Origin of the sequence: Streptomyces humi (genome assembly GCF_001005085.2) — a bacterium.
GTDB lineage: Bacteria > Actinomycetota > Actinomycetes > Streptomycetales > Streptomycetaceae > Streptomyces > Streptomyces humi.
Genome location: NZ_LBMU02000045.1, coordinates 96621 through 119856, shown reverse-complemented (window position 1 = coordinate 119856; position 23236 = coordinate 96621). Strand labels below are relative to the sequence as shown.

Genomic DNA, 23236 nt, shown 5'->3' with positions numbered 1-23236 from the left:
CCCACCGGAAGGACCCCTCCCGTGTCTGCCGACCCGTTCACCCTCGACGATCTCAAGCACATCCTTCTGGAGGCCGCCGGCGCCGAAGAGGGCGTCGACCTCGGCGGTGACGTCCTCGACACCGAGTTCACCGCGCTCGGCTACGAGTCGCTGGCCCTCCTCGAGACCGGCAGCCGGATCGAGCGCACGTACGGCATCGCCCTCGACGACGACCTGCTGACCGACGCGCTCACCCCCCGCGTCCTCATCGACTCCGTCAACGAGCTGCTGACCGTCTCCCGCACCGTCTGACCTGTCTGAGAGGCCACCATGACCACGACCACCACCGGCCCCGTCGCGCTCGTCACCGGCGCCACCAGCGGCATCGGCCTGGCCGTCGCCCGGCTGCTCGCCGTCCAGGGGCACCGCGTGTTCATCGGTGCCCGCGACGCGGAGAACGTCGAGGCCACCGTCAAGCAACTCGTCGCCGAGGGGCTCGACGTGGCCGGTACCACCGTCGACGTCCGCGAGCCCGAGGCCGTACGGGACTTCGTGCGGGCCGCGCTGGAGCGGTTCGGGACGATCGACGTACTCGTCAACAACGCGGGCCGGTCCGGCGGCGGCGTCACCGCCGACATCGCCGACGAGCTGTGGGAGGACGTCATCGAGACGAACCTCACCAGCGTCTTCCGGCTCACCCGCGAGGTCCTCACCACCGGCGGGCTGCGTCACAAGGACAGGGGCCGGATCATCAACATCGCCTCCACGGCCGGCAAGCAGGGCGTCGTGCTGGGCGCCCCCTACTCCGCGTCGAAGCACGGCGTCGTCGGCTTCACCAAGGCCCTCGGCAACGAACTCGCGCCCACCGGCATCACCGTCAACGCGGTCTGCCCCGGGTATGTCGACACGCCCATGGCGCAGCGGGTCCGGCAGGGGTACGCCGCCGCCTACGACACCAGCGAGGACGCGATCCTGGAGAAGTTCCAGGCGAAGATCCCGCTCGGCAGGTACTCCACCCCGGAAGAAGTCGCGGGCCTGGTCGGCTACCTCGCCTCCGACACCGCCGCCTCCATCACCGCACAGGCCCTCAACGTCTGCGGCGGCCTCGGCAACTTCTGACCAGGACCCACGACCACGACGAAGGAACCGCGACCATGACAACCCGTGAGGTCGAGCACGAAATCACCGTCAGCGCTCCCGCGGCGGCCGTCTACCGCCTCATCGCCGACGTGGTGAACTGGCCCCGGATCTTCCCGCCCACCATCCACGTCGACCGGGTCGAGCACACCGGCGCTGAGGAACGCATCCGGATCTGGGCCACGGCACGCGGCCAGGCCAAGCACTGGATTTCCCGCCGCACCCTGGACCCGGACGTCCTGCGCATCAGCTTCCGTCAGGAGATCAGCGCCCCGCCGGTCGCCGCGATGGCAGGCGCCTGGATCATCGAACCCCTCGGCGACCACCAGGCCCGGGTCCGGCTCACGCACGACTACCGCGCGGTCGACGACGACCCGGAAGGGCTCGCCTGGATCGACGAGGCCGTCGACCGCAACAGCCGCTCCGAACTCGCCGCGCTGCGCACCAACGTCGAAGCCGCCCACGCCGCCGAGGACCTGACGTTCTCCTTCACCGACAGCGTCACCGTCACCGGCGCCGCCAAGGACCTCTTCGACTTCGTCGACGAGGCCGACCGATGGGCCGAGCGACTCCCGCACGTCGCGTCCGTACGCCTCACCGAGGACACCCCGGGACTCCAGACCCTCGAGATGGACACCCGTGCCAAGGACGGATCCACGCACACCACCAAGTCGTACCGCGTGACCTTCCCCCACCACCGCATCGCCTACAAGCAGGTCACCCTGCCAGCGCTGCTGACCCTGCACACCGGTGTGTGGACCTTCGAGGAGACCGGGGACGGCACCGTCGCCTCCTCCCAGCACACCGTCAGTCTCAACACCGACAACATCGCCGCCGTCCTCGGGCCCGAGGCGACCGTGGCCGACGCCCGGACGTACGTCCACACCGCCCTGTCCACCAACAGCCTCGCCACCCTCGGTCACGCCAAGGCGTACGCCGAGACGCTCGCGGGTGAGCGGGGCTGACGTGCTCGACACGCAGGTCGTGGTCGTCGGCGCGGGCCCCGTCGGGCTGCTGCTCGCCGGGGAACTGCGCCTCGGCGGCGCCGAGGTCGTCGTACTGGAGCGGCTCGGAGAGCCCACCACCGAGTCGCGGGCCTCGACCCTCCACGCCCGCACGATGGAGATCCTCGACAGCCGGGGGCTGTGGGAGGGGGGCGACAGCCCGGCGAGTGACTCGCGCGGGCACTTCGCCGGGATCCCGGTCGACCTGACACTGCCCGGCAGCCGGCCGGGGCTGTGGAAGGTGCCCCAGTTCGACACCGAACGGCTGCTCGCGCGCTGGGCCGCCGGGCTCGGCGCCGACGTGCGGCGCGGGCAGGAGGTGCGGGCGGTCACCGACACGGGCGCGTACGTCGAGGTCGTGACCGGCGATCACGCCGTGCGCGCCGCCTGGCTGGTCGCCTGCGACGGCGAGGACAGCACCGTACGCCGTCTCCTCGGCGCGGACTTCCCCGGCCACGACGCGCGGCGCGAGCTGCTGCGGGCCGACGTCGCAGGGATCGCGGTCCCCGACCGGCGCTTCGAACGGCTGCCGGACGGGCTGGCCGTCGCCGCGCGCCGGGCCGACGGGGTGACGCGCGTGATGGTGCACGAGCACGGCGCGCCGGTGCCCGTACGGACCGGGCCGCCCGCCTACGACGAGATCGCCCGCGCCTGGAAGCGGGTCACCGGTGAGGACGTCAGCGGCGGCACCCCGCTGTGGGTGAACGCGTTCGACGACACGGCCCGCCAGCTCGCCCACTATCGGCACGGCCGTGTCCTGTTCGCGGGCGACGCCGCGCACCGCCAGCCGCCCATCGGCGGCCAGGCCCTCAACCTGGGCCTGCACGACGCCTTCAACCTGGGCTGGAAACTCGCCGCCGAGGTCACCGGCCGCGCCCACTCCGGCCTCCTCGACACCTACCACACCGAACGCCACCCGGTCGGCGCGCGTACCCTCTCCACCATCGAGGCGCAGGCGCTGCTGCTGTTCGGCGGCCCCGAGGTGGAACCCGTACGCGCCCTGCTCACCGAACTCATCGGCCACGAACCGGTCCGCGCCCACCTCGCCGCGATGATCGGCGGCCTCGACGTCCGCTACGACGGCGTCGGCGCCCGCCTGCCGCACAGCATCGAACTCCAGCGCACCGGACGGGGGTTGCTCCTCGGCCCCGCCGACATCCTGGACGGCGTCCCCTACGCCCCCGCCGAGCACTGGACCCTCGTACGACCCGACGGGCACACCGTCTGGGCGGACCCGTCCGACCCGCCGCCGCAAGAGGTGCTCGCCCGCTGGTTCGGCCCACCACCGACGTAAGGAATCCCGCCATGCCCCTGATCTCGCCAGACGACGGCTACCTGACCGTCTTCAACCTCTTCGAGACGGACACCCGGCCCCTCCAGGACGACGTGCTCGACGCGATGCGCGACATCATCGACCACGCCGACTACCCCGGCTGGATCTCCTCGACGCTGCACTCGGGTGTGGACGAGCCGGGCACCGTCAACTACATCCAGTGGCGCAGCGCCGCCGACCTCCAGGCCCGGTACGAGGGCCAGCAGTTCCAGCAGAGGACCGTACCGCTGTTCCACAAACTCGCCCGGACCGTACGCCTGCTGAAGACCGAACTGGCCTTCACGCAGCACCACCCCGCGCTGGACCGGGGCATCGAGATCTCACCTGAACGCGACGACTACACCGTCGTGATCGTCTTCGACACACGCCCCGAGGACCAGAAGGACCTCCTGGAGACCCTGGCCGAACCGGACGAGTGGATCAAGACCGTGCCCGGCTACCGCTCGCACACCTACTTCCGGGGCCTGGACGGCACGTACGTCGTCAACTACGCCCAGTGGGACAGCAAGGAGACGTACGACGCCTTCCACACCCTTCCCGAGGAGCAGCGGCCGGCCGGCATCCGCCAGGGCCGGGAGCGGGCTCGGTCCCTCGTCACCGGACGCCAGGCCAACACCTACCGGGTGACACACTCCCGGTCGGCGCTGTCGACGAAGGACTGACCGGCATGGCGGACACCGACGTGATCGTCGTCGGCGCGGGCCCGACCGGGCTGACACTCGCCGGTGAACTGCGCCTGGGCGGCGCGCGCGTGACAGTCGTCGAGCGGCTGGCCGAGCCCACCGGACAGTCCCGGGGACTTGGATTCACCGCCCGCGCCATGGAGGCGTTCGACCAGCGGGGACTGCTGCCGCGCTTCGGGACGCCGGACATCAGCCCCGTCGGCCACTTCGGCGGGGTGCGGTTCGACTACACCGTCCTGCCGGGCGCCCACTTCGGGGCCCGGGGGATACCGCAATCGCGTACCGAGGCGGTGCTGGAGGAGTGGGCGGTCGAACTCGGCGCGGTCGTCCACCGGGGGTGGGAGTTCACCGGGCTGGAGGCCGGTGACTCGGCGGTGGAGATCACCGTACGCACCCCCCAAGGGCCTGGGCGGCTGCGCGCCGCCTACCTCGTGGGCGCCGACGGCGGACACAGCCCGGTGCGGGAGGCCGCCGGGATAGCCTTCCCCGGCACACCGGCCGCCCGTGTGATGTACCTCGCGGACGTGGTGGGCCGCAAACTGCGGCCCCGTCCGCTCGGGGAGCGCCTGGAACACGGCATGGTGATGGCGGCGCCCCTGACCGACGAGGTCGACCGCATCATCGTCTGCCCGGACGGCGCCCCGCCCCGCGAGGATGCGGAGCCCGTCACGTTCGCCGAGGTCGCGGCCGCCTGGCTGCGGCTCACCGGCGAGGACATCGCCGGGGCCGACACCGAGTGGGTCAGCTCCTTCGCCGACGCCACCCGGCAGGCGGCCGCCTACCGCGCGGGCCGGGTCCTGCTCGCCGGGGACGCCGCCCACATCCACCTTCCGGCCGGCGGCCAGGGCATGAGCACCGGCATCCTGGACGCCGTCAACCTGGGCTGGAAACTCGCCGCCGAGGTCACCGGCCGCGCCCACCCCGGCCTCCTGGACACCTACCACGCCGAACGCCACCCGGTCGGCGCCCGCCTGCTGCTGAACACCCGCGCCCAGGGCACGGTGTTCCTCGGTGGCCGGGAGTCCGACCCGCTGCGCGCCCTGTTCGCCGAACTCATCGCGTACGACGACGTCAAACGTCATCTCGCCGGCGCGGTGAGCGGTATCGACGTCCGGTACGACCTCGGTGGCGGCCACCCGCTGACCGGCGGGCGCGTCGCTCCCCGCGCCCTGGTCGGGTCCGCCGGACAGATCAGCACCGCCCAACTCCTGCACCCCGCGCGCGGCGTCCTCCTCGACCTTGCCGACGACCTGGAGATCCGCACGGCCGCCGCCCCCTGGCACGACCGGGTGACCGTCACGACCGCCAAGCCGATCGACGACCCGTACGACGAACTGGGCGGCCTGCACGCCCTGCTGATCCGCCCCGACGGGCACGCCGCGTGGGTGTCCGCCGCACCCGGCGGCGAGGGGCTCACCGAGGCCCTGCACCGCTGGTTCGGACCCGTCAACGACCGGAAGGCAGTACCGGCATGAGCGAAAAGACCCTTGCCGACCTGCGGGACAGGGCCGACCTCACCGCCCTCGCCGACCGCTACGTCACCCACCTCGACCGCGACCGGCACCGCGACGACTGGTTCGGCGGCGTCTTCACCGACGACGTCCACCTCACCTTCCCCATGGGCGAGTACAAGGGGATCGCGGGCCTCACCGAATTCCAGGAGATGGCCCGTGCCACCTTCGAGCGCACCCACCACACCGCGACCAACTACTCCATCGACGTCGACGGGGACCGGGCCACGATCCGCGCGCACCTGACCGCCGTACACGTCCGCAAGGCCGCCGAGCCCGGCGTCCACTTCACCATCGGCGGGCACTACGACGCCGGTGCGGTGCGGACCGCCGACGGCTGGCGCATCGACCGCTTCGTCTTCGACCTGGTGTGGCACGAAGGGCAGGGCCCGCAGGGCGCGCCAGGGCACTGATACGGCGACTTTGCAGAGATCTGACGTACCGCGCAAAGACCTGACATCAGCCCGGCTTGTACCACCCGACCGGCCCCAACACACTTCAGGTGAGCCTGTCGGTGCGTCCCGGTCGGACCCCCAACCGGCTGACCCCGCCGCCAAGGAGGAAGCTCCGTCATGCCCCCAGACACCAGTGAACTGCCGCTGCAAGCACAGGTGTTGCAGATAGTCACCGCAGGATGGCTCGCCCAGGCGGTCAGCGCGACCGCCGAACTCGGCGTCGCCGACGCGCTCGCCCGAGGCCCCCGACGGGTCGCCGAACTCGCCGCCGCGACCGACACCCACGCGCCCAGCCTCTACCGGCTGCTGCGGGCCGGCGCCGACATCGGCCTGTTCACCGAACACGACGACCAGGTCTTCGAACTGACCGCGCTGGGGGACGCGTTGCGCGCGGACAGCCCGGTCAGCCTGCGCAACTTCGCGATCTGGACCGGGCTGCCCGCCGAACGGCACGCCTGGGCCGGCCTCGCGGACGCCGTACGCACCGGGCACACCGCCTTCCCCCAGGTGCTCGGCAAGTCCGTCTGGGACTACCTGCACGACCACCCCGACGTACTCGGCGTCTTCGACCGGGCCATGACCGAGGCGTCGCGGCAGATCATCGCGCCGGTCGTCGCCGCTTACGACTTCGGGAAGTTCTCGACGGTCGTCGACGCGGGCGGCGGGCGGGGCGCGCTGCTGGCCGCCGTCCTCGCCTCCGCGCCCGGGACGCGTGGGATCCTGTACGACCGGCCCGAGGTCATCGCCTCGGCCGGGCAGCCGCTGCGGGACACCGGGGTGGCCGACCGGGCGGAGCTGGTCGCCGGGGACTTCTTCGAGTCCGTGCCCGGCGGCGGTGACGCCGTGATCCTCTCCAACATCATCCACGACTGGGACGACGAGCAGTCCCGGCGCATCCTGACCAACGCGCGTGCCGCGCTGGCCGACGGCGGACACGTACTGCTGGTCGAGGCCGTGCTGCCGGACCGGCCCCGGCCGTCGCCGACGATCTCCCTGATGGACCTCGACATGCTGGTCGTCGCCGGGGGACAGCAACGTACGGCCGGTGAGTTCGAGGCGCTGCTGGCGGACTCGGGGCTCAAGCTGGCGCGGGTCGTGCCGGGCGGGCATTGCAGCGTGATCGAAGCCGTACGGGTCTGACACGGGATGTGTGTCTTCCGTGGCGCCCACTGAAATCCGTACCGAGGAAAGAAGCAGATGACAGAACGGCTCGCACGCAGACTGTGGTTCGGGATCGGACCGGGGGTCGCCGTCGACGACGCGCCGGACGTCGTACGCCGGGTCGAGTACGCCGACCGGGCGGGGCTCGACTTCTTCGCCCTGTCCGACCACCCGTACTACGGCGACCGGCTGGAGGCGTACAGCACGCTCGGCCTGCTCCTCGGCCGGACCCGGAGCATCACCGGCGTCACGACCGTCACCAACCTGCCGACCCGCCCGGTGCCGCTGCTGGCCCGCACCCTGTCGACGCTGTCCGCGCTCTCCGGGGGCCGGGTCGTCCTCGGCATCGGCGCGGGCGGCTACTGGGACGACATCGCCCGCTTCGGTGTCACCCGGCTCGACCCGGCCGCCGCCGTACGCGCTCTGGAGGAGGCCATCGGCCTGGTGCGGGCGCTGTCCGACGGCCCGGCTCCGGTCACCCTGGACGGCGAGTTCACCCAGGTCGTCGGGCTCGACCCGGCGCCGGTGCCCGCTCCGCTGGTCTGGACGGGGTCCGTGGGCCCCAAGTCCCTCGCGGTCACCGGGCGTTCGGCGGACGGATGGATCCCCGGCAACGCGGCGGACTGGCACAGCGAGCGGTACCGCAGCTCACGGCCGCTGGTCGAGGAAGCCGCGCGCTCCGTCGGCCGTGACCCCGCGGACATCGTGACCGTCTTCAACCTGCCGGCCCGGATCACCGACGCCCCCGTCAACGCCCCGCGCGACTCGTCCGGGCGGTGGCTGGGCGGTTCCGTCGGCCAGTGGATCACCGAACTGACCGAGGCCGTCCTCGAACACGGCGCATCCGGGTTCGTGTACTTCGCTTCCGGTGACCCCTCGGGCCAGGTCGGCCTCGGCCGGTGGGCCGAGGAGATCGTGCCGGCCGTGCGGGAGGCGGTCGCCAAGGACCGGTGACCGGCACCGCGTCCGCTGTCGCGTGGCGTTCATCGGGCGCGCCCCGACCCCGCCCGCCGATTCCCCCGAGTCCTTCGAGAACCCGAGTCCCTTCGAGAAAGGTCCTGACATGCCCACCAGAACCACCCGCTCGCGCCGTCGGCTTCGTCTCGCGGGCGCGCTGCTCGCGGTCGTCCTGCCCGTCGCCGCGTGTTCGGGCGGGGGCGGGGACTCGGGCGGTACGAGTGACGGGGCGCCGCGCGACGGGGGGACACTGCTGGTCGGGGCCGAGGCGGATCCGGGGTGCCTGGATCCGCAGCAGACGGGGCAGATCAGCGCGGTCGACATCACCCGGTCCGTGGTCGACTCGCTCACCGCTCAGGATCCTAAGTCCGGCAAGATCGTGCCGTGGCTGGCGAAGTCGTTCACGACCAGCGCGGACGGCAGCGCTTTCACGTTCGTGCTGCGCGACGGCGTCACCTTCAGCGACGGCAAGCCCGTCGACGCGGCGGCCGTGAAGGCCACGTTCGACAACCTGGTGAAGCTGCCCGCGAACGGCGCCCCCAGCTATCTGATCGGCTACCGGGGCACGACCGTCACCGACGCGCACACCCTCACCGTCAAGTTCGCCACGGCCAACGCCCAGTTCCTCCAGGCGACGTCGACCGTCGGCTTGGGGATCCTGTCGCCCGCATCGTTCACGGCCTCGGCCGCCGACCGCTGCCGGGGCAAGTTCATCGGCTCGGGCCCGTACGTCCTGGACCACTACACCACCAACCAGGAAGCCGTACTGAAGAAGCGGGCGGACTACGCCTGGCCGTCGTCCCTCGCCACGCACAAGGGCGCCGCCTACCTCAGCGAGGTGAAGTTCACGTTCATCCCGGAGGCCGGCGCCCGTACCGGCGCCCTCTCCTCCGGTCAGGTGGACATCGCCAAAGCACTACAGCCCACGGACGAGGCCCAGTTCAAGGGCAACGGCTTCCGCGTCCTGTCGGCGCCGGGACCCGGGCTCGTACCGCCGCTCTCCCTCAACCACCGGGGAATCCTCGCTGACCAGAAGGTCCGCGAGGCGCTCCTCAAGGGCATCGACCGGCAAGGGCTCGTCGACTCGGTGTTCAGTCACTCGTACAAGCCCGCCACGAGCGTGCTGTCCTCGACGACGCCGTACTACGTGGACTTCTCCGACAGACTCCGATACGACCCACAGGGCGCCAAAGCCCTGCTGGACAGCGCGGGTTGGAACGCGGGCAAGAGCGGCATCCGGGAGAAGGCCGGCAAGCCGCTCGCCCTCACCTGGCTGATCCCCGCGCCGATGCCGCCCGCGAACGAGGCCGTGCAGCAGCAACTCCGGAAGATCGGCGTCGACCTGAAGCTGAAGGCCGTCACCCCGGCCGTCTACGTCGAGCAGCAGCAGAAGGGCAACTTCGACCTCACCGCCGTCGGTGTCACCCGCGCCGACCCGGACGTGCTGCGCACCATCTTCTACAGCAAGAGCGCCAACCTCTGGCATCTGCCGGCGAGTGAACTCGACACCTACCTGGAGCAGGAGGCCGCGGCGACCGACACGAAGACCCGCCAGACCGCCGTGTCCAACGCGGTCCGCTGGATCCTGGACCACGCAGACACCGTCCCGCTCTACGAGGGCGCCCAGGTCCACGGCGTCTCCGACAAGGTCAGGGGCTTCACCCTCGACGCCTCCAACCGGTTCGACCTGTACGACGCCTGGCTGGGCTGAGGGGGGTCGACTGTGCACACGGCCCTGTACACGGCCACCCGGACACTGCGCGCGGTGTTCGTCGTCTGGGCCGCGTTCACCCTCACCTTCGTCGCGCTGCGACTGCTGCCAGGCGACCCGGTCGCGCTCATGCTCAGCGGACGCGGCGGCTTCGCCGAACTGTCACCGCGGCAGGTCGCCCAGGCCCGCGCGGAACTCGGCTTCGACCGGCCGCTGATCGTCCAGTACGGCTCCGCCCTCGCCGGCGCGCTCCACGGCGACCTCGGCGCGTCCCTCCAGACCGGGCAGCCGGTCTCCCGCATGATCGCCGACGCCGTCCCACCGACCCTCCAGGTCGGCACCCTCGCACTGCTGCTCGCGCTGACCCTGGGCACGCTGCTCGGGGTCGCCGCGAACCTGACCGCGAGCCCCCTCCTACGCCAGCTCCTGCGCTCACTTCCGTCGTTCGCGGTGTCGCTGCCCTCCTTCTGGGTGGGACTCGTCCTGATCCAGCTCCTCTCCTTCCGCTGGCACCTCTTCCCCTCCTTCGGTGACAGCGGCTTCGCCGGCGTGATCCTGCCCGCCTGCACCATGGCGATCCCGGGAGCCGCACTGGTCGCCCAGGTCCTCGGCAAGTCCCTCCACACGACCCTCCAGGAGCCGTACGCCGACACCGTCCGCGCCACCGGCGCGGGCCGGACCCGGCTCCTGTTCGGCCACGGGCTGCGCAACGCGGCCATCCCGGCCGCGACCGTCGCCGGGATGCTCGTCGGCTCGCTGATCGGCGGTGCGGTCGTCGTCGAGACAGTCTTCGCACGGCCCGGCATGGGCCGCATCACCCAGTCCGCCGTCTCCGCGCAGGACCTGCCGGTCGTACAAGGGGTGGTGGTGGTCGCCGCCCTGGCCTTCGCGGTGGTCAACCTGCTGATCGACCTGCTGTACCCGGTGCTCGACCCCCGCATCCGCGCCACGGGACGGCTGGTGACCGCATGACGACGCTGACCCGGTCGCCCGTCGAGCCGGTCCGGGAGCCCGCACGACTTCGCCGCGTGTTCTCGGCCCCACTCCGCTCACCCGGCGTCACGCTCTCCGTCCTCGTCCTCGGGACCGTCCTCGGCTGGGCCCTCGTCCCGGACTGGTTCACCTCCCGCAGCCCCGTCACCGGCGTACCGGCGGACCGCTTCCGACCGCCGAGCGCCCGACACCTCTTCGGAACGGACCAGTTGGGCCGCGACATCTACGCCCGAGTGGTCCACGGCGCGGCTCTGTCGCTCCGCGCCACCGTCCTGGCCATCCTCATCGCCCTGGGCGGCGGACTGATCCTCGGGCTCGTCGCCGGGTTCTTCGGCCGCTGGACGGATGCGCTCATCATGCGGGCCGTCGAGGTCACGATGTCCGTCCCGCCGCTCCTGCTCTCCCTCACCCTTGTCACCGCGCTCGGCGTGGGCACCGGTCAGATCGCCGTCGCCATCGGCACGACCAGTGTCGCCGCGTTCACCCGAGTCATGCGGGCGGAAGTGCTGCGCGTACGAGCCGCACCGTACGTCGAGGCCGCCATCCTCTGCGGTGCGCGCTGGTGGCGCATCCTCCCCCGCTACATCCTCCCGTCCGCCATCGGCCCCGTCCTGGCCCTGGCCGCCCTCGACTTCGGCCTCGTCGTCCTCGCCGTCTCCAGCCTCGGCTTCCTCGGCTACGGCGAACCGCCTCCGGCCCCCGAGTGGGGCTCCCTCGTCGCCGACGGCCGCAACTACCTCGCCACGGCCTGGTGGCTGACCACCCTGCCCAGTCTCACCGTCACGGTCGTCGTCCTCGCGGCGAACCGGCTGTCACGAGTACTCGAAGCGGAAGGGAGGCATCGGTGAATCCGGTGGAACCGGTGCGTGATCACGACTCGGCGAGGGGCCGCGGTTCCCGCGCGGACGTGTCGGCGCGGGGTCCCGCGTGCGATGACGGCCCGACCGAAGTCCCTGGCGCCCACGCGACAGTATCGACTGGTGCCTCTCCCGCGCACGGCGGTGACGAGACGCCGGACCATGCCCTCTCCGCTCGTGGTTCGGCGAGGAACCGGGGCTCTCGTGCGGGGGCCGGGGGCGCTGACGGTGCGGCCGGGAGCCCCGGTGCTCGCGCTGCGGTTCCGCCCGGGGCGTCGGCCGGGGATCCGCTGCTGGCCGTGCGAGGCCTGCGGATCGGGTACCGCGGCGCGCATGGTACGCACCTCGCTGTGGACGGGCTCGATCTGAGAGCGACGGCCGGGGAGATCACCGCCGTGGTGGGGGAGTCCGGGTCGGGGAAGAGCAGTACCGCCCACGCACTGGTCGGGCTGTTGCCGGCCGGGGGCGTGGTGCTGGGCGGTTCTGTCCGGCTCCAGGGCGAGGAGCTGACCGGGCTCGGGGAGCGGGCATGGCGGGAGGTGCGGGGGCGGCGTGTCGGCCTGATCCCGCAGGACCCCGGCGTCAGTCTCGACCCGGTCAAGCCGGTCGGCGCGCAGGTCGCCGAGGTGCTTCGGGTACACGGCCTGGCCACCCGCAGGGAGGCCCCCACCCGAGCCGTCGACCTCCTCGCCGAGGCCGGACTGCCCGACCCGGCACAACGCGCCCGCCAGTACCCCCACGAACTCTCCGGTGGCATGCGCCAACGCGTGCTCATCGCCATCGCCACCGCCGCCCGCCCCCGCCTCCTCATCGCCGATGAACCCACCTCGGCCCTCGACGTCACGGTCCAGCGCCAACTCCTCGACCACCTCCAGGAAGTCGTCACCACCACCGGCACCGCCATGCTCCTGGTCACCCACGACCTCGCAGTGGTCGCCGACCGGGCGCAGCACGTGGTGGTGATGTCGCAGGGACGGGTGGTGGAGTCGGGGCCTGCCCAGCGAGTGCTCGCTGACCCCCGACACCCGTACACACGCCGACTGCTGGCGGACGCACCGACCCTCACGGCCCGGCCTCCGCGTGACCGTTCCGGCACAGGCTCCGCCCCGGCCCCCGTCGCCTCCGCACGCACGGCTGACCCCGTGGCAGCGGGTGCGGCAATCCGCGCTGCTCGACCTACCCCCGGCGAACCGGTTTCGACAGCACCCCTGTTGATCGTCACCGGTCTCACCCGGGCCTTCCCCGTCCGGGGGCCGGTCCTGTCACGGCGTCGTACGCACACCGCAGTCGACGGGGTCGGGTTCGAGCTGGGCAGAGCCGAGACCCTCGGCCTGGTGGGGGAGTCCGGGTCGGGGAAGTCGACCACCGCGCGAATGATTCTCGGGCTGGAGCGGGTCGACAGCGGAACGGTGCTGCTGGACGGGGTCGATGTCACCACCGTGCGGGGAGCCGCGCGGCGGGCGCTGCACCGTCGAATCCAGCTTGTCTATCAGAATCCGTACGCCTCGCTGAACCCCCGTTTCACCGTCGAGGAGTTGCTGACCGAGCCGTTGCGCAACCACAGGATCGGGAACAGGACGCGGTGGGGCGGAGAGGCGCGGCGGCTGCTCGACGATGTGGCGCTGCCGGCCGGCGTGGAGCGGCGCAAGGCGGCCGAGCTGTCCGGTGGGCAGCGGCAACGGGTGGCCATCGCACGGGCGTTGGCGCTCGGGCCGGAAGTGCTCGTGTGCGACGAGCCGGTGTCCGCGCTCGACGTCACCATTCAGGCCCGGATCCTGGAGCTGCTCGTCGGGCTTCAGGAGCGGCACGGGCTGAGTTATCTGTTCATCTCTCACGACCTGGCTGTCGTGGCACAGGTCAGTGACCGGATCGCGGTCATGCGCGGCGGCCGGATCGTGGAGAGCGGGCCCGCGGAGGAACTGCTGAGGGCGCCGCGACACCCTTACACCCGGGAGCTGCTGGCCGCCGTGCCGGGCCGCAGCGCGACGGAGGACATTCCATGCAGCTAGGGCTCATCACGTTCGGCAGTCTTCTGCCCGACCCGCTCACCGGCAAGACCCTCACCCAGCGCCAGCGGCTGCGGGACGTGGTGCGCGCGGCAGCCGACGCGGAGGACGCCGGGTTCGTCTGGTACACCGTCGGCGAGCACCACTTCGGGGAGCGGGACGTCATCTCCTCGCCCGCACTGGTGCTGGCCGCGATCGCGGAGCACACGACGACGATCAGGCTGGCGACAGGGACGACGCTCGTCGCCAACCGCGACCCGGTGCTCGTCGCCGAGGACTACGCGCTCGTCGACCTGCTGTCCGGCGGCCGACTCGAACTCATCGCGGGCGGCTCCTTCTTCCCGGAGCCGTACGCGGTGTTCGGCCAGTCCCCCGACTCGAAGGCGGCGCGCAAACGGGAGAACACCGAGCTGCTGATCCGGCTGTGGACCGAGGAACGGGTCACCTGGCACGGCGAGTTCAGGCCGCCGCTGGCCGAAGTCACCGTACAACCCCGGCCGTTGCAGGAGAGGCCGCCGCTGTGGATCAGTGGCGGTGTGGGGTCGGAGTCCGTGCGGCTCGCGGTCGAACACGGGCTGCCGCTGGTGGTGGGGACCACCGCGCGTGAACCCGGCACGTTCGTACCGGTCTTCGACGCCTACCGCGCCCTGTGGCAGGAGAGCGGACGCACCGACCCGCCCGGCAGGCTCGGTGCCGCCAGCCATGTCTTCGTCGCGGAGACGTCCCAGCGGGCGCGCTCCGTGTGGGCCTCCTACATGAACAACTACCTGACCGTGAAGAAGCCCGGCACCACACACTTCACGATCCCGCCGGACTTCGACACGTACATCGGCGACAACGGGCCCGCGATCTGCGGCAGCCCCGCCGAGGTCGTCGACAAACTGGGCCGCCTGCACGAACTGTGGGGCCACGACCTGCACCTCCTCGCCATCGATGTCGGCGGGATCCCGTACGCGGAGGTCCAGGCGGCCGCCGAACTGACCGCAGCCGAGGTCCTTCCCCAGGTCGCCGGTCTCGGGACCGAGGCGGTGACCGGTGCCTGAGCTGCCGCCCGTGGTCGACGCCGAGTGGGTCGGCGCGCACCGCGACACCCTCGTGCTCGCCGACGTCCGCTGGTTCCTGGACGGCCGCAGCGGCTACGCGGCCTACCTCAGCGGCCATCTGCCCGGCGCGGTCTGGGTCGACGTCGACACGGTCCTGTCCGGCCCGCCCGACGCGACCGGTGGGCGCCACCCGCTGCCCCAACCAGCGTCGTTCGCGGAAGCGTTGGGTGCGCTCGGCATCGGGGACGGTGCGACGGTGGTCGCGTACGACGCCGACGGCGGGCCGTACGCCGCCCGGCTGGTGTGGCTGCTGCGCCGGACCGGACGGCCCGCTGCCCTGCTCGACGGCGGGCTGACCGGCTGGCCCGGCGAGACCGAGACCGGCGCCGTCGTGCTCCCCGGGGCGCGGCTGACGCCGGTGCAGTGGCCCCAGGAGGCGCTGCGGAGCGCCGATCAGGTCGCGGCGGGCGACGCGATCGTCCTCGACGCCCGTGCCGCGGACCGGTACTCCGGTGTGCATGTCCTGCCGACGGATGTCCGTTCCGGCCACATCCCCGGCGCCCACAGCGCTCCCTGGAGTGCGAACCTCGCGCCGGACGGCACTTTCCTGGCGCCTGAGCAACTGAGCGCACACTACCGGGGGCTGGGAATCGAGGACGGCGCCGATGTCGTCGTCTACTGCGGCAGCGGGGTCACCGCCTGCCACGACCTCCTGGCCCTCGAACACGCCGGCATCACCGGTGCGGCCCTCTACCCGGGCTCCTGGTCCGCCTGGTCGGCGGACCTGTCCCGGCCGGTGGCGACCGGCGTGGAGCCCGGGTAGGGACGGGCGGGTCGGGGCCGGCGTTCACCAGCCCGTCCCGAACCTGGCCATCGGCTCGATCAACTCCCGCTCCTCGTATGCCAGATGCGACAGGATGGCGTCTGTGAGCAGGTCCGTCGCCGCCCGTAGCGCCTCCCGCTCCTTCTCGCCGCTCTCCTCGCCGACGAGGGCGACCAGTTCGCGGTCGATGCGCTCGATCAGACCGTGGATGGCGTGGTGTTCCTCGGTGAGTCGGTCCAGCACCTCGCCGAGCCGGGGGTCGGAGCGGCGCAGGTAGGGCAGGAGATCCTCGTCCTCGCGGGTGTGGTGCAGGGTGGTGATCCGGCAGTAGGACGCGCAGTACGCGCCGAGCGTCCAGGAGTTCTGCCGCAGGCTGAGCCGCTGGATCTCCGACCGTGCGTCCCCTGGTGCGAGGGTGTCGGCCAGCACCTCGCGCGCCACCTCGCGGAGCCGGTCGAGATCGGCTCGGAGCTGGTCGTGCGCGGCGACGAGGTTCCGGGCCGGCTCCTGCTCGCGACGCGGATAGCGCCGATCCGGGTCCGCGGGTGGTCCGACGGGGCGCGTCGACTCGTCCCAGGCTCGCTCGACGGAGCGCCACGCCTCCGGGGGCGGAGTGGGCCGTACGGTCAACGGATCCCCGGAAGAGGTTGTCGGGACCGGGACCTCGGCAGCACCTGTTCGCGGCCCCGCGACACCGGCCCGGCCCCCCGCCGCGTCCGCGACGGCCCTGTGCTGCGTGGTGATCACCGCCGCGGACCTGCGAACCACATCCGTGACACCTGCGTCCCCTGTGGCAGCCGGCGCGTCGATGGCGTCATCCTGACCGGCGGCTGCCCGGGTGCCGTCCGTACGCCGTCCGGCGTCGCGGGCCTGGCCACGTGCCGCCCCCGAGCCGTTCGCCGAACTCGGCGTGTGCGGCGCGCGTTTGCGTTCGGCCGTCACCAGCTCCCGTGTCGCTGGTGCCACGTCCGCGGCGAACGCCTCGAGCAGGGCCGGCTGATGGGCGGGCAGCAGGAAGGTGCTGGTGCCGTGCTCCAGGGTGAGCGCGGCGAGTTGCTCGGGCCAGGCGTCGAGCGGGCCTTTGGGGAAGCCGCCCGGACCTGGTGAGAGGTTGTACAGCCGGCGAACCGCGGAGGGAGCGCGGCCGGCGGTGACCGCCGCCTCGTCGACGATCCGGTGCCCTGCGGCGAGGCGGCCCGGCGGTACGTGCGGGACGCTGGGCAGCCAGCCGTCCGCCGCCGCGCCGGTCAGCGCCAGCATGCGGGGGCCGACGGCGCCGATCCAGATTCCGATGGGGTGCGCGGGCGCGGGGCCCGCGGCGGCGCCGTCGAGCCCGTAGTGCTCACCGGGTACGCGTACCCGGTGGCCCTCGCCCCACAGCGCGCGGATGACGTCGATGGCTTCGCGGGTCGCCCGCACCGCCTCGCCGGGTCCCCGGCGCGGTCCGCCGTCGGCGGCGATGGCGTCCCAGTACGCCCCGGCACCAAGCCCGAGTTCGACCCGGCCCCCGCTGAGCAGGTCCAGGCCGGCGGCGGTGCGGGCGAGTACGGCGGGCGGACGCAGGGGGAGGTTCGCGACGTTCGGGAAGACCCGTACGCGGCTGGTGGACGCGGCGATCACCGCGAGCGCCATCCACGCGTCGAGCAGTTCCGGCCGGTAAGGGTGGTCCGGAACGCTCACCAGATCCAGTCCCGCCTGGTCGGCGACCCGGGCCAGCGCCACCGTGTCGTCGGCATGCCCCGTACTCGGCACCAGGACAGCACCGAAGAGGAGGTCGTGTCCGTAGTCAGGCATATGGGTGCCAACTCCTGTTCATCGGCGGTACGGGGGAGAGAGGGGTGCCTGGCGGCTCCCGGCGGCCGAGGCGGGCATTGAGTCGGCAACTGACGCAAGGGGTGTGGGAGTTGTGTCCGGAGGTGTGCGGGGGCGCATCCAGCCCTCGATGGTTTCGCCACGTTCCCTCCCGCCCGCGAAGCCACCGGTTCCAGGCCTGTTCCCCCGCACACCCCCCGTCTCAAGCCGCCGACCGTGACTGCTCCTTGCCGGGAGGAGTGGGCGCAGGGGCCGCCGCCGGGGTCCTGCCCCAGAACCTGCCCGGCCCCGCCAGCGCGGCCAGCGTCGCGACGCCCAGGGCGATCGCCGACATGACGAACGCGGTGGTGTAGCCGGATTCGGCGGGTACCCGGGTACCGGGGATCGTCCTGGAGGCGACGATCGACGCGGCGATCTGGGCGCCGAGGGAGCCACCGATCGTCCGCATGATCGTGTTGATGCCGGTCGCCTCGCCGGTCTGGCTGCGGTCGACCGCGCTGACGACGAGGTTCGCCAGGGCGGCGAAGGCGAAGCCGACGCCGATGCCGAGGATCCCGGAGCCGACGTACATGGTCCACTCGGTGTCGTGCGCGCCCGCGTAGACCACGAAGCCGACGACTCCGATCAGGCAGGCCAGGACGAGCGGCAGCTTCCAGCCGGCGGCCGCGCCGATGCGCCCGGCGAGGGGGCTGGCTATCAGCATCGTCACGGCCATCGGCACCATGAACAGCCCTGCTTCGGTGACGGACGCGTCGAAGCCGTATCCGGCCCGGGACGGGGTCTGGGCGAGGAGCGGCACCAGTGTGAACGCGCCGTACATGCCGAACCCGATGATCAGTGCGGTGATGTGACTGGTCAGCACGGCGGGGCGGCGCAGCAGTTCGAGGTCGATGAGGGGTTCGCCGACCTTGCTCTCGGCGTATGCGAACACCGTGAGCAGCACGACGGCGGCGAGGAACAGGCCGATGATCCCGCCGGACGTCCAGCCCCATGACTTGCCCTCGCTGATGGCGAGCAGCAGTGCCACGACAGCCGCGCTCAGCAGCACCACGCCGGCCCAGTCGATGCGTCCGGGGTTGGTGGCCGAGGACTCCCGGATGAACGCGGTGACGGCGGCGATGCCGAGCAGGATGACGACCAGTCCGAGCCAGAAGATCCAGTGCCAGTCGAGGGCGTCGACGATCGGGCCGGGGATCACGAGCCCGACGCCGAAGCCGATGCCGAACGTGGACGAGATCAGGCCGATCGCCACCGGTACCCGCTCGCGCGGGAACTGGTCGCGCACGATCCCGAACGCCAGCGGGAAGGCGGCCGACCCGACACCCTGCACGGCGCGCGCCGCGATCAGCAGGGCGAGCGAGTCGGACAGAGCGGCTAACAGGGTGCCCGCGGCGAAGACGGCGAGGCTGGCGATCAGCACCCGGCGCTTGCCGAACATGTCGCCGACCCGCCCCAGAAGGGCAGTTGCCACCGACGCGGTGAGCAGGAAGGAGCTGAGTACCCAGGACACGGCCGTCGTCGAGGCGTCGAACTCACGCTGGAGGTCGGGCAGCGCGGGCACGACCATCGTCTGCATCAGGGAGAAGGACAGGACGGCCAGGAGCAGGGCGGCGAACGGGGCGGTGGTGCCGCGCTGTGCGCCGGGCGGTGGTGTGTCGGTCATGGAGCGGTCCTCCGGAGACGGGCGCCTCGGTCCGCTGTTTCGGAGCACGGATGGAGCGCCGAATTAGTATCGCCCTGGAATGATTCCATGATGTCATCATCACGTCCAGTCACTGTATGCCCTTATCGTGAACGCATGAGCCAAACCCCTGAATCCGCTGCGGGCGCCACAGTCCAGGACAACGCGTCTCGCCCGCCGAGCCTGCTGGCGCTGCCGTCGTACCTCGCCGGACACATGGCGCGGATCGGCCACGACGCGCTCGTCGAGGCGGTGGGTCGGCACGGGCTGCGGCTGCCGCACTTCGCGACCCTGACCGCGCTCTCGGACTTCGGCCCGCTGCCTCAGCATGTGCTGGCCGACCGGCTCGGCTTCCAGCGCAGCCACCTGGGCGGCTACCTGGACGCGATCGAGGAGCGCGGGCTCGTGCGCCGCACCCGCGACCGGAACGACCGGCGTCGGCAACTGGTCGAACTGACCAGCGAGGGAGCCGAGTTGCAGCGCCGGCTGTGGCAGGTGGCCCAGGAGTCCCAGGACTCCTTCCTCGGCTGCTTCACCCCCGAGGAGCGGGACACGCTGACGACGCTGTTGCGCAGACTGCTGGACGCCGACGACCGGGCACGCTCCTGATAAACCCGCAACCGAATTTCGTAAGGATGATTGCGTGCGCCAAGTAGCCGAAGGCGGTTTCATACTGCTGCAACAGAAAATTCACCGCGACGGATTGGAATGTGCGTCCCCGGTTTCGTAGAATCGTGCAGGAGTTCTTATTCGTGCGACGACGTGCCTCACGGGGGGAGCATGACGCAGACGTCAGAGTTCTTGCGAGGGTCTCCGTTATCCAACCAGTGCATCGAACGCCTGCCGGGCCCCGCACCCGTGGCAATACCCGGCACCCCGGCCTGGCGCATCCTGCTCGTCGAGGGCGACGCCTCCGCGGCCTGCGCGCTGGAGGAGGGGCTGCGCAGGCACGGTCACGAGGTGGCCGCCGTGGACCGGGGCAGCGTCGCCCTGGCCGCCCACGAGAGCGTGGACCTCGTCCTGATGGAGCTCGAACTCCCGGACCTGGACGGCCTGGAGGTGTGCAAGGCCATCCGAGCCGTCAGTTCTGTGCCGCTGATCGTCGTCACCGCGCGCGGATCGGAGCTGGACAGAGTACTCGGACTCCAGGCCGGCGCGGACGACTACCTGGTCAAGCCGTACGGGTTCCGTGAGCTGATGGCCCGCATCGACGCGGTCATGAGGCGTGTGCGCATCCAGAGCACGCAGGGCCGCGCCATCGACCACGGCCCGCTGCACATCGACGTGAACTCCCGCGAGGTCTGCGTGGACGGCCACGGCGTGGACCTGACCCGCAAGGAGTTCGACCTCCTCTGTCTGCTCGCCTCACACCCCGACACGGTCATCTCGCGCAAGCGCCTGCTCCAGCAGGTGTGGGGCGACTCCTGGTCCCGGCGGACCGTCGACACCCACGTCAGCAGCCTCCGCAGAAAGCTGGGCGACAGTGGCTGGGTGGTCACCGTACGCGGCGTCGGATTCCGGCTGGGGCACGCCTGAATTTCCGCACATGGCAATGAGAAGAGCTATATGCAGCCTTTTTGCCATAACTTTCGGCGCCGCGGCGGAATAGATCGAGGCGACCGCCCGAAAATCACTCGCGTGATGCCAGACCTGAAAATGGATTCCGGCTCCACCGCGTTTTCCGAACCCCTCCGGGGGGCGGACTCCGATTCCCGCCGATGGAAGCGAGTCGTGCATGTCTCACACGCATGAGTCCCCCGTCGTCGTCGCCGGGGCAGGCCCTACCGGGCTGCTGCTCGCCGGTGATCTCGCGGCGGCCGGCGTCGACGTCGTCATACTGGAGAGGCGTCCGAAGGGCATCAGCAACCTGACCCGCGCCTTCGGCGTGCACGCCCGGACCCTCGAACTCCTCGACGCCCGGGGGCTCGCCGACGAACTCGTCCGCACCGGCCGGACCATTCGCGAGCTGCGGCTGTTCGGGGCGGTGCCGTTCGACATCGGCACGCTGCCGTCCCGGTTCCCCTTCCTGCTGGTCACGCCGCAGTACGAGGTGGAGAAGCTGCTGCTGCGCCGGGCCCTGGAGAACGGCGCGGTCATCCGGTACGGCACGGAGGTCGCCGGTCTGGAGCAGGACCAAGACGGCGTCACCGTGTCGGTGCGAACGGAGGCCGGCGACACGACCGTACGGACCGGGTATCTCGTCGGCGCCGACGGGGTGCGCAGCGCGGTGCGGGAGGCGCTCGGCCTGCCCTTCCCCGGCAAGGTGGTGATCCGGTCGGTCGCGCTCGCCGACGTGAAGTTCACCGAGGAACCGCCCCTCGTGGTGCGGGTGCACGGCACCGGCGGCGCGTTCGGTTTCATCGCCCCCTTCGGGGACGGCTACTGGCGGGTCGGCGGCTGGGACCGCGCGCACCGCGGCGAACCCGAGGAGACGCCGGTCGAGTTCGAGGAGCTGCGCGAACTCATCGCGCGGGCCTTCGGTTCCGACTTCGGGATGCACGACCCGCGTTGGCTGTCCCGCTTCCACAGTGACGAACGGCAGGCCCCGGAGTACCGCGTCGGGCGCGTCCTGCTGGCCGGTGACGCCGCCCACCAGCATTCCCCGGCCGGCGGCCAGGGCATGAACACCGGCCTCCAGGACGCCGCCAACCTCGGCTGGAAGCTGGCGGCGGTGCACCACGGCCGGTCCGCCGACGCGCTGCTGGACACCTATCACGCCGAACGCCACCCCATCGGCAAGGCGGTCCTGCGGAGCAGCGGCCTCAACCTGCGCCTCGCCATGGCCCACAACCCGCTGGAGATCGCCCTGCGCACCGTACGCAAGCTGGTGGTCACCCACGTCCGCCCGGTGACCAGGCAAGCTGTCGGCGAGATCACCGGCATCGGCTTCTCCTACCCCGCCCCGCGAGGCGCGCACCGCCTGACCGGCAAGCGCGCCCCGGACCTGGAGCTGGACCGCGGTCGCCTGTACGAGGTGCTGCGCGAGGGATGTTTCGTGCTGGCCCTGCCGCCGGGCACGGAGGCGGGCGGGCTTGCGCGGAACGGGCTGATCGTCGCTCACCGCACCGGCGGCGACGAGGCGCTTCTGATCCGCCCCGACGGCTACTACGCCTGGGCGGGGGCGCCGCAGATACCCGTCATCGAGGCCGGCGTCGCCCCCTGGACGGGCTGACCGGAACCGGCGGACCGCGTCGGAGCGGTCCGCCGTCACCGGCCGTACACAGGCCATCCCGGGCCCTCAGCGCGGCGGCAGCGGCGAGAGCGTCGGCAGGTGGGCGAGGAAGCCGCCGTCGACGGAGAGCACCTGCCCGGTGATGAACGAGGCGGCCGGGGAGGCGAGGAACGCCACCAACTGGCTCACGTCCTCGGGAGTACCGAGGCGCGGGATCAGGTTCGCGCTCTGGAACATCTGCTGCACCGGCACCGGCATGTCCGCCTCCAGCGCCGGCGTGCGGACCAGCCCCGGCGCGACGGCGTTGCAGCGGATGCCCTCCGCGCCGTACGCGGCGGCCACGAACCGGGTCAGCGCGATCAGCCCGCCCTTGGAGCTGCCGTAGGCGACCATCACCCGGTCACCGGAAAGGCCCTGGCCACTGGTGATGTTGATGATCGACCCGCCGCCGCGCTCGATCATCACCGGAACCGTGTGCTTGCACAGCAGCATCGGACCCCGCAGGTTGACCGCGAGGACCTGGTCCCACAACTCCACCGACATCGACACGACGTCCCGGTCCTGCCGGATCGCGGACGTCAGCGCCGCGTTGTTGTCCAGGACGTCGATGCCGCCGAAGGTGTCGACGGTGAAGTCCACCAGCCGCTCGACGCTCGCCTCGGAGGATATGTCGACGCCGTGCCCGACCACTGAGAGTCCCTGCGCGGCCAGCTTCTCGGCGGCCGCCTTCGCGGTGTCGGCCGCGACGTCCGCGAGGACGACCTGCGCACCCGCGACCGCCAGCGCCTCCACCGTCGCGACGCCGATCCCTCCCGCGCCGCCGGTGACCACGGCCACTTTGCCGACCAGGGACTGCGTTCCGTTCGTCATCGGTCAACGACCTCTCGTAGCCGGGTGGATATGCGGAGAAGCGGCGCT

General features: G+C 71.6%; 21 protein-coding genes. 18 read left to right on the top strand and 3 right to left on the bottom strand.

The features are described from left to right. Nucleotides 1–21 precede the first annotated feature (21 nt). The 15 genes from AAW13_RS21300 to AAW13_RS21230 all read left to right on the top strand — a co-directional run bounded on the left by AAW13_RS21300 (nucleotide 22) and on the right by AAW13_RS21230 (nucleotide 15653). Nucleotides 22–291, top strand: a complete 270-nt coding sequence (locus AAW13_RS21300) for an acyl carrier protein (RefSeq protein ID WP_046729401.1) — start codon at nucleotides 22–24, stop codon at nucleotides 289–291. Nucleotides 292–309: 18 nt separating this feature from the next. Continuing rightward, entirely contained in the window at nucleotides 310–1098 is a 789-nt protein-coding gene (fabG, locus tag AAW13_RS21295) for a 3-oxoacyl-ACP reductase FabG (RefSeq protein WP_046729402.1), read from the top strand. A gap of 35 nt (nucleotides 1099–1133) precedes the next feature. Beyond that, the gene (locus AAW13_RS21290) at nucleotides 1134–2081 is read left to right on the top strand and encodes an aromatase/cyclase (protein ID WP_046729403.1); all 948 of its coding nucleotides are present in this window, start codon (nucleotides 1134–1136) and stop codon (nucleotides 2079–2081) included. Nucleotide 2082: 1 nt separating this feature from the next. Next, the gene (locus AAW13_RS21285; RefSeq protein WP_107483372.1) at nucleotides 2083–3414 is read left to right on the top strand and encodes an FAD-dependent monooxygenase; all 1332 of its coding nucleotides are present in this window, start codon (nucleotides 2083–2085) and stop codon (nucleotides 3412–3414) included. Between the two features lie 11 nt (nucleotides 3415–3425). Beyond that, the gene (locus AAW13_RS21280; protein WP_046729405.1) at nucleotides 3426–4115 is read left to right on the top strand and encodes an antibiotic biosynthesis monooxygenase family protein; all 690 of its coding nucleotides are present in this window, start codon (nucleotides 3426–3428) and stop codon (nucleotides 4113–4115) included. A 5-nt stretch (nucleotides 4116–4120) separates the two neighbouring features. Further along, the gene (locus AAW13_RS21275; protein WP_046729406.1) at nucleotides 4121–5611 is read left to right on the top strand and encodes an FAD-dependent monooxygenase; all 1491 of its coding nucleotides are present in this window, start codon (nucleotides 4121–4123) and stop codon (nucleotides 5609–5611) included. Further along, the gene (locus AAW13_RS21270; RefSeq protein WP_046729407.1) at nucleotides 5608–6060 is read left to right on the top strand and encodes a nuclear transport factor 2 family protein; all 453 of its coding nucleotides are present in this window, start codon (nucleotides 5608–5610) and stop codon (nucleotides 6058–6060) included. The genes AAW13_RS21275 and AAW13_RS21270 overlap by 4 nt, the downstream gene beginning before the upstream one ends. A 159-nt stretch (nucleotides 6061–6219) precedes the next feature. Continuing rightward, nucleotides 6220–7242 (top strand): methyltransferase, encoded by a 1023-nt coding sequence (locus AAW13_RS21265; protein ID WP_046729408.1) that lies wholly within the window; start codon nucleotides 6220–6222, stop codon nucleotides 7240–7242. 57 nt (nucleotides 7243–7299) lie between these two features. After that, a complete protein-coding gene (locus AAW13_RS21260; RefSeq protein WP_046729409.1) occupies nucleotides 7300–8217 on the top strand; it encodes an LLM class flavin-dependent oxidoreductase in 918 nt (305 codons plus the stop codon). Nucleotides 8218–8326: 109 nt separating this feature from the next. After that, entirely contained in the window at nucleotides 8327–9931 is a 1605-nt protein-coding gene (locus tag AAW13_RS21255; protein ID WP_046729485.1) for an ABC transporter substrate-binding protein, read from the top strand. A gap of 12 nt (nucleotides 9932–9943) precedes the next feature. After that, on the top strand, nucleotides 9944–10903 hold the full coding sequence (locus AAW13_RS21250; RefSeq protein WP_079178885.1) for an ABC transporter permease: 960 nt from the start codon (nucleotides 9944–9946) through the stop codon (nucleotides 10901–10903). Then, on the top strand, nucleotides 10900–11772 hold the full coding sequence (locus AAW13_RS21245; protein ID WP_046729410.1) for an ABC transporter permease: 873 nt from the start codon (nucleotides 10900–10902) through the stop codon (nucleotides 11770–11772). The genes AAW13_RS21250 and AAW13_RS21245 overlap by 4 nt, the downstream gene beginning before the upstream one ends. 308 nt (nucleotides 11773–12080) lie before the next feature. Then, entirely contained in the window at nucleotides 12081–13790 is a 1710-nt protein-coding gene (locus tag AAW13_RS21240; protein WP_338059056.1) for a dipeptide ABC transporter ATP-binding protein, read from the top strand. Next, a complete protein-coding gene (locus tag AAW13_RS21235; RefSeq protein ID WP_046729411.1) occupies nucleotides 13781–14830 on the top strand; it encodes an LLM class flavin-dependent oxidoreductase in 1050 nt (349 codons plus the stop codon). Before AAW13_RS21240 ends, AAW13_RS21235 begins: the two co-directional genes overlap by 10 nt. Continuing rightward, nucleotides 14823–15653, top strand: a complete 831-nt coding sequence (locus AAW13_RS21230) for a sulfurtransferase (RefSeq protein WP_046729412.1) — start codon at nucleotides 14823–14825, stop codon at nucleotides 15651–15653. Before AAW13_RS21235 ends, AAW13_RS21230 begins: the two co-directional genes overlap by 8 nt. Before the next feature lie 24 nt (nucleotides 15654–15677). Here the strand turns inward: AAW13_RS21230 and AAW13_RS46860 are convergent, their stop codons facing one another. Both AAW13_RS46860 and AAW13_RS21215 read right to left on the bottom strand, forming a co-directional pair. Further along, the gene (locus tag AAW13_RS46860; RefSeq protein ID WP_046729413.1) at nucleotides 15678–17447 is read right to left on the bottom strand and encodes an LLM class flavin-dependent oxidoreductase; all 1770 of its coding nucleotides are present in this window, start codon (nucleotides 17445–17447) and stop codon (nucleotides 15678–15680) included. A gap of 220 nt (nucleotides 17448–17667) precedes the next feature. Continuing rightward, complete coding sequence (locus tag AAW13_RS21215; RefSeq protein WP_046729414.1) at nucleotides 17668–19128, bottom strand: MFS transporter; 1461 nt, start codon at nucleotides 19126–19128, stop codon at nucleotides 17668–17670. Nucleotides 19129–19263: 135 nt separating this feature from the next. Here AAW13_RS21215 and AAW13_RS21210 point away from each other — a divergent pair, with 135 nt between their 5' ends. The 3 genes from AAW13_RS21210 (at nucleotide 19264) to AAW13_RS21200 (ending at nucleotide 22318) form a co-directional block, all read left to right on the top strand. Continuing rightward, nucleotides 19264–19755: a MarR family winged helix-turn-helix transcriptional regulator gene (locus tag AAW13_RS21210; RefSeq protein WP_046729415.1), complete on the top strand. Its 492-nt coding sequence runs from the start codon at nucleotides 19264–19266 to the stop codon at nucleotides 19753–19755. A 249-nt stretch (nucleotides 19756–20004) separates the two neighbouring features. Beyond that, complete coding sequence (locus tag AAW13_RS21205) at nucleotides 20005–20682, top strand: response regulator transcription factor (protein WP_240528672.1); 678 nt, start codon at nucleotides 20005–20007, stop codon at nucleotides 20680–20682. A 199-nt stretch (nucleotides 20683–20881) separates the two neighbouring features. Next, on the top strand, nucleotides 20882–22318 hold the full coding sequence (locus AAW13_RS21200) for an FAD-dependent oxidoreductase (protein ID WP_046729416.1): 1437 nt from the start codon (nucleotides 20882–20884) through the stop codon (nucleotides 22316–22318). A 66-nt stretch (nucleotides 22319–22384) separates the two neighbouring features. On the opposite strand, the gene AAW13_RS21195 is transcribed toward AAW13_RS21200, so the two are convergent. Continuing rightward, nucleotides 22385–23188, bottom strand: coding sequence for an SDR family NAD(P)-dependent oxidoreductase (locus tag AAW13_RS21195; RefSeq protein WP_046729417.1), 804 nt, complete (start codon nucleotides 23186–23188; stop codon nucleotides 22385–22387). Nucleotides 23189–23236 lie beyond the last annotated feature (48 nt).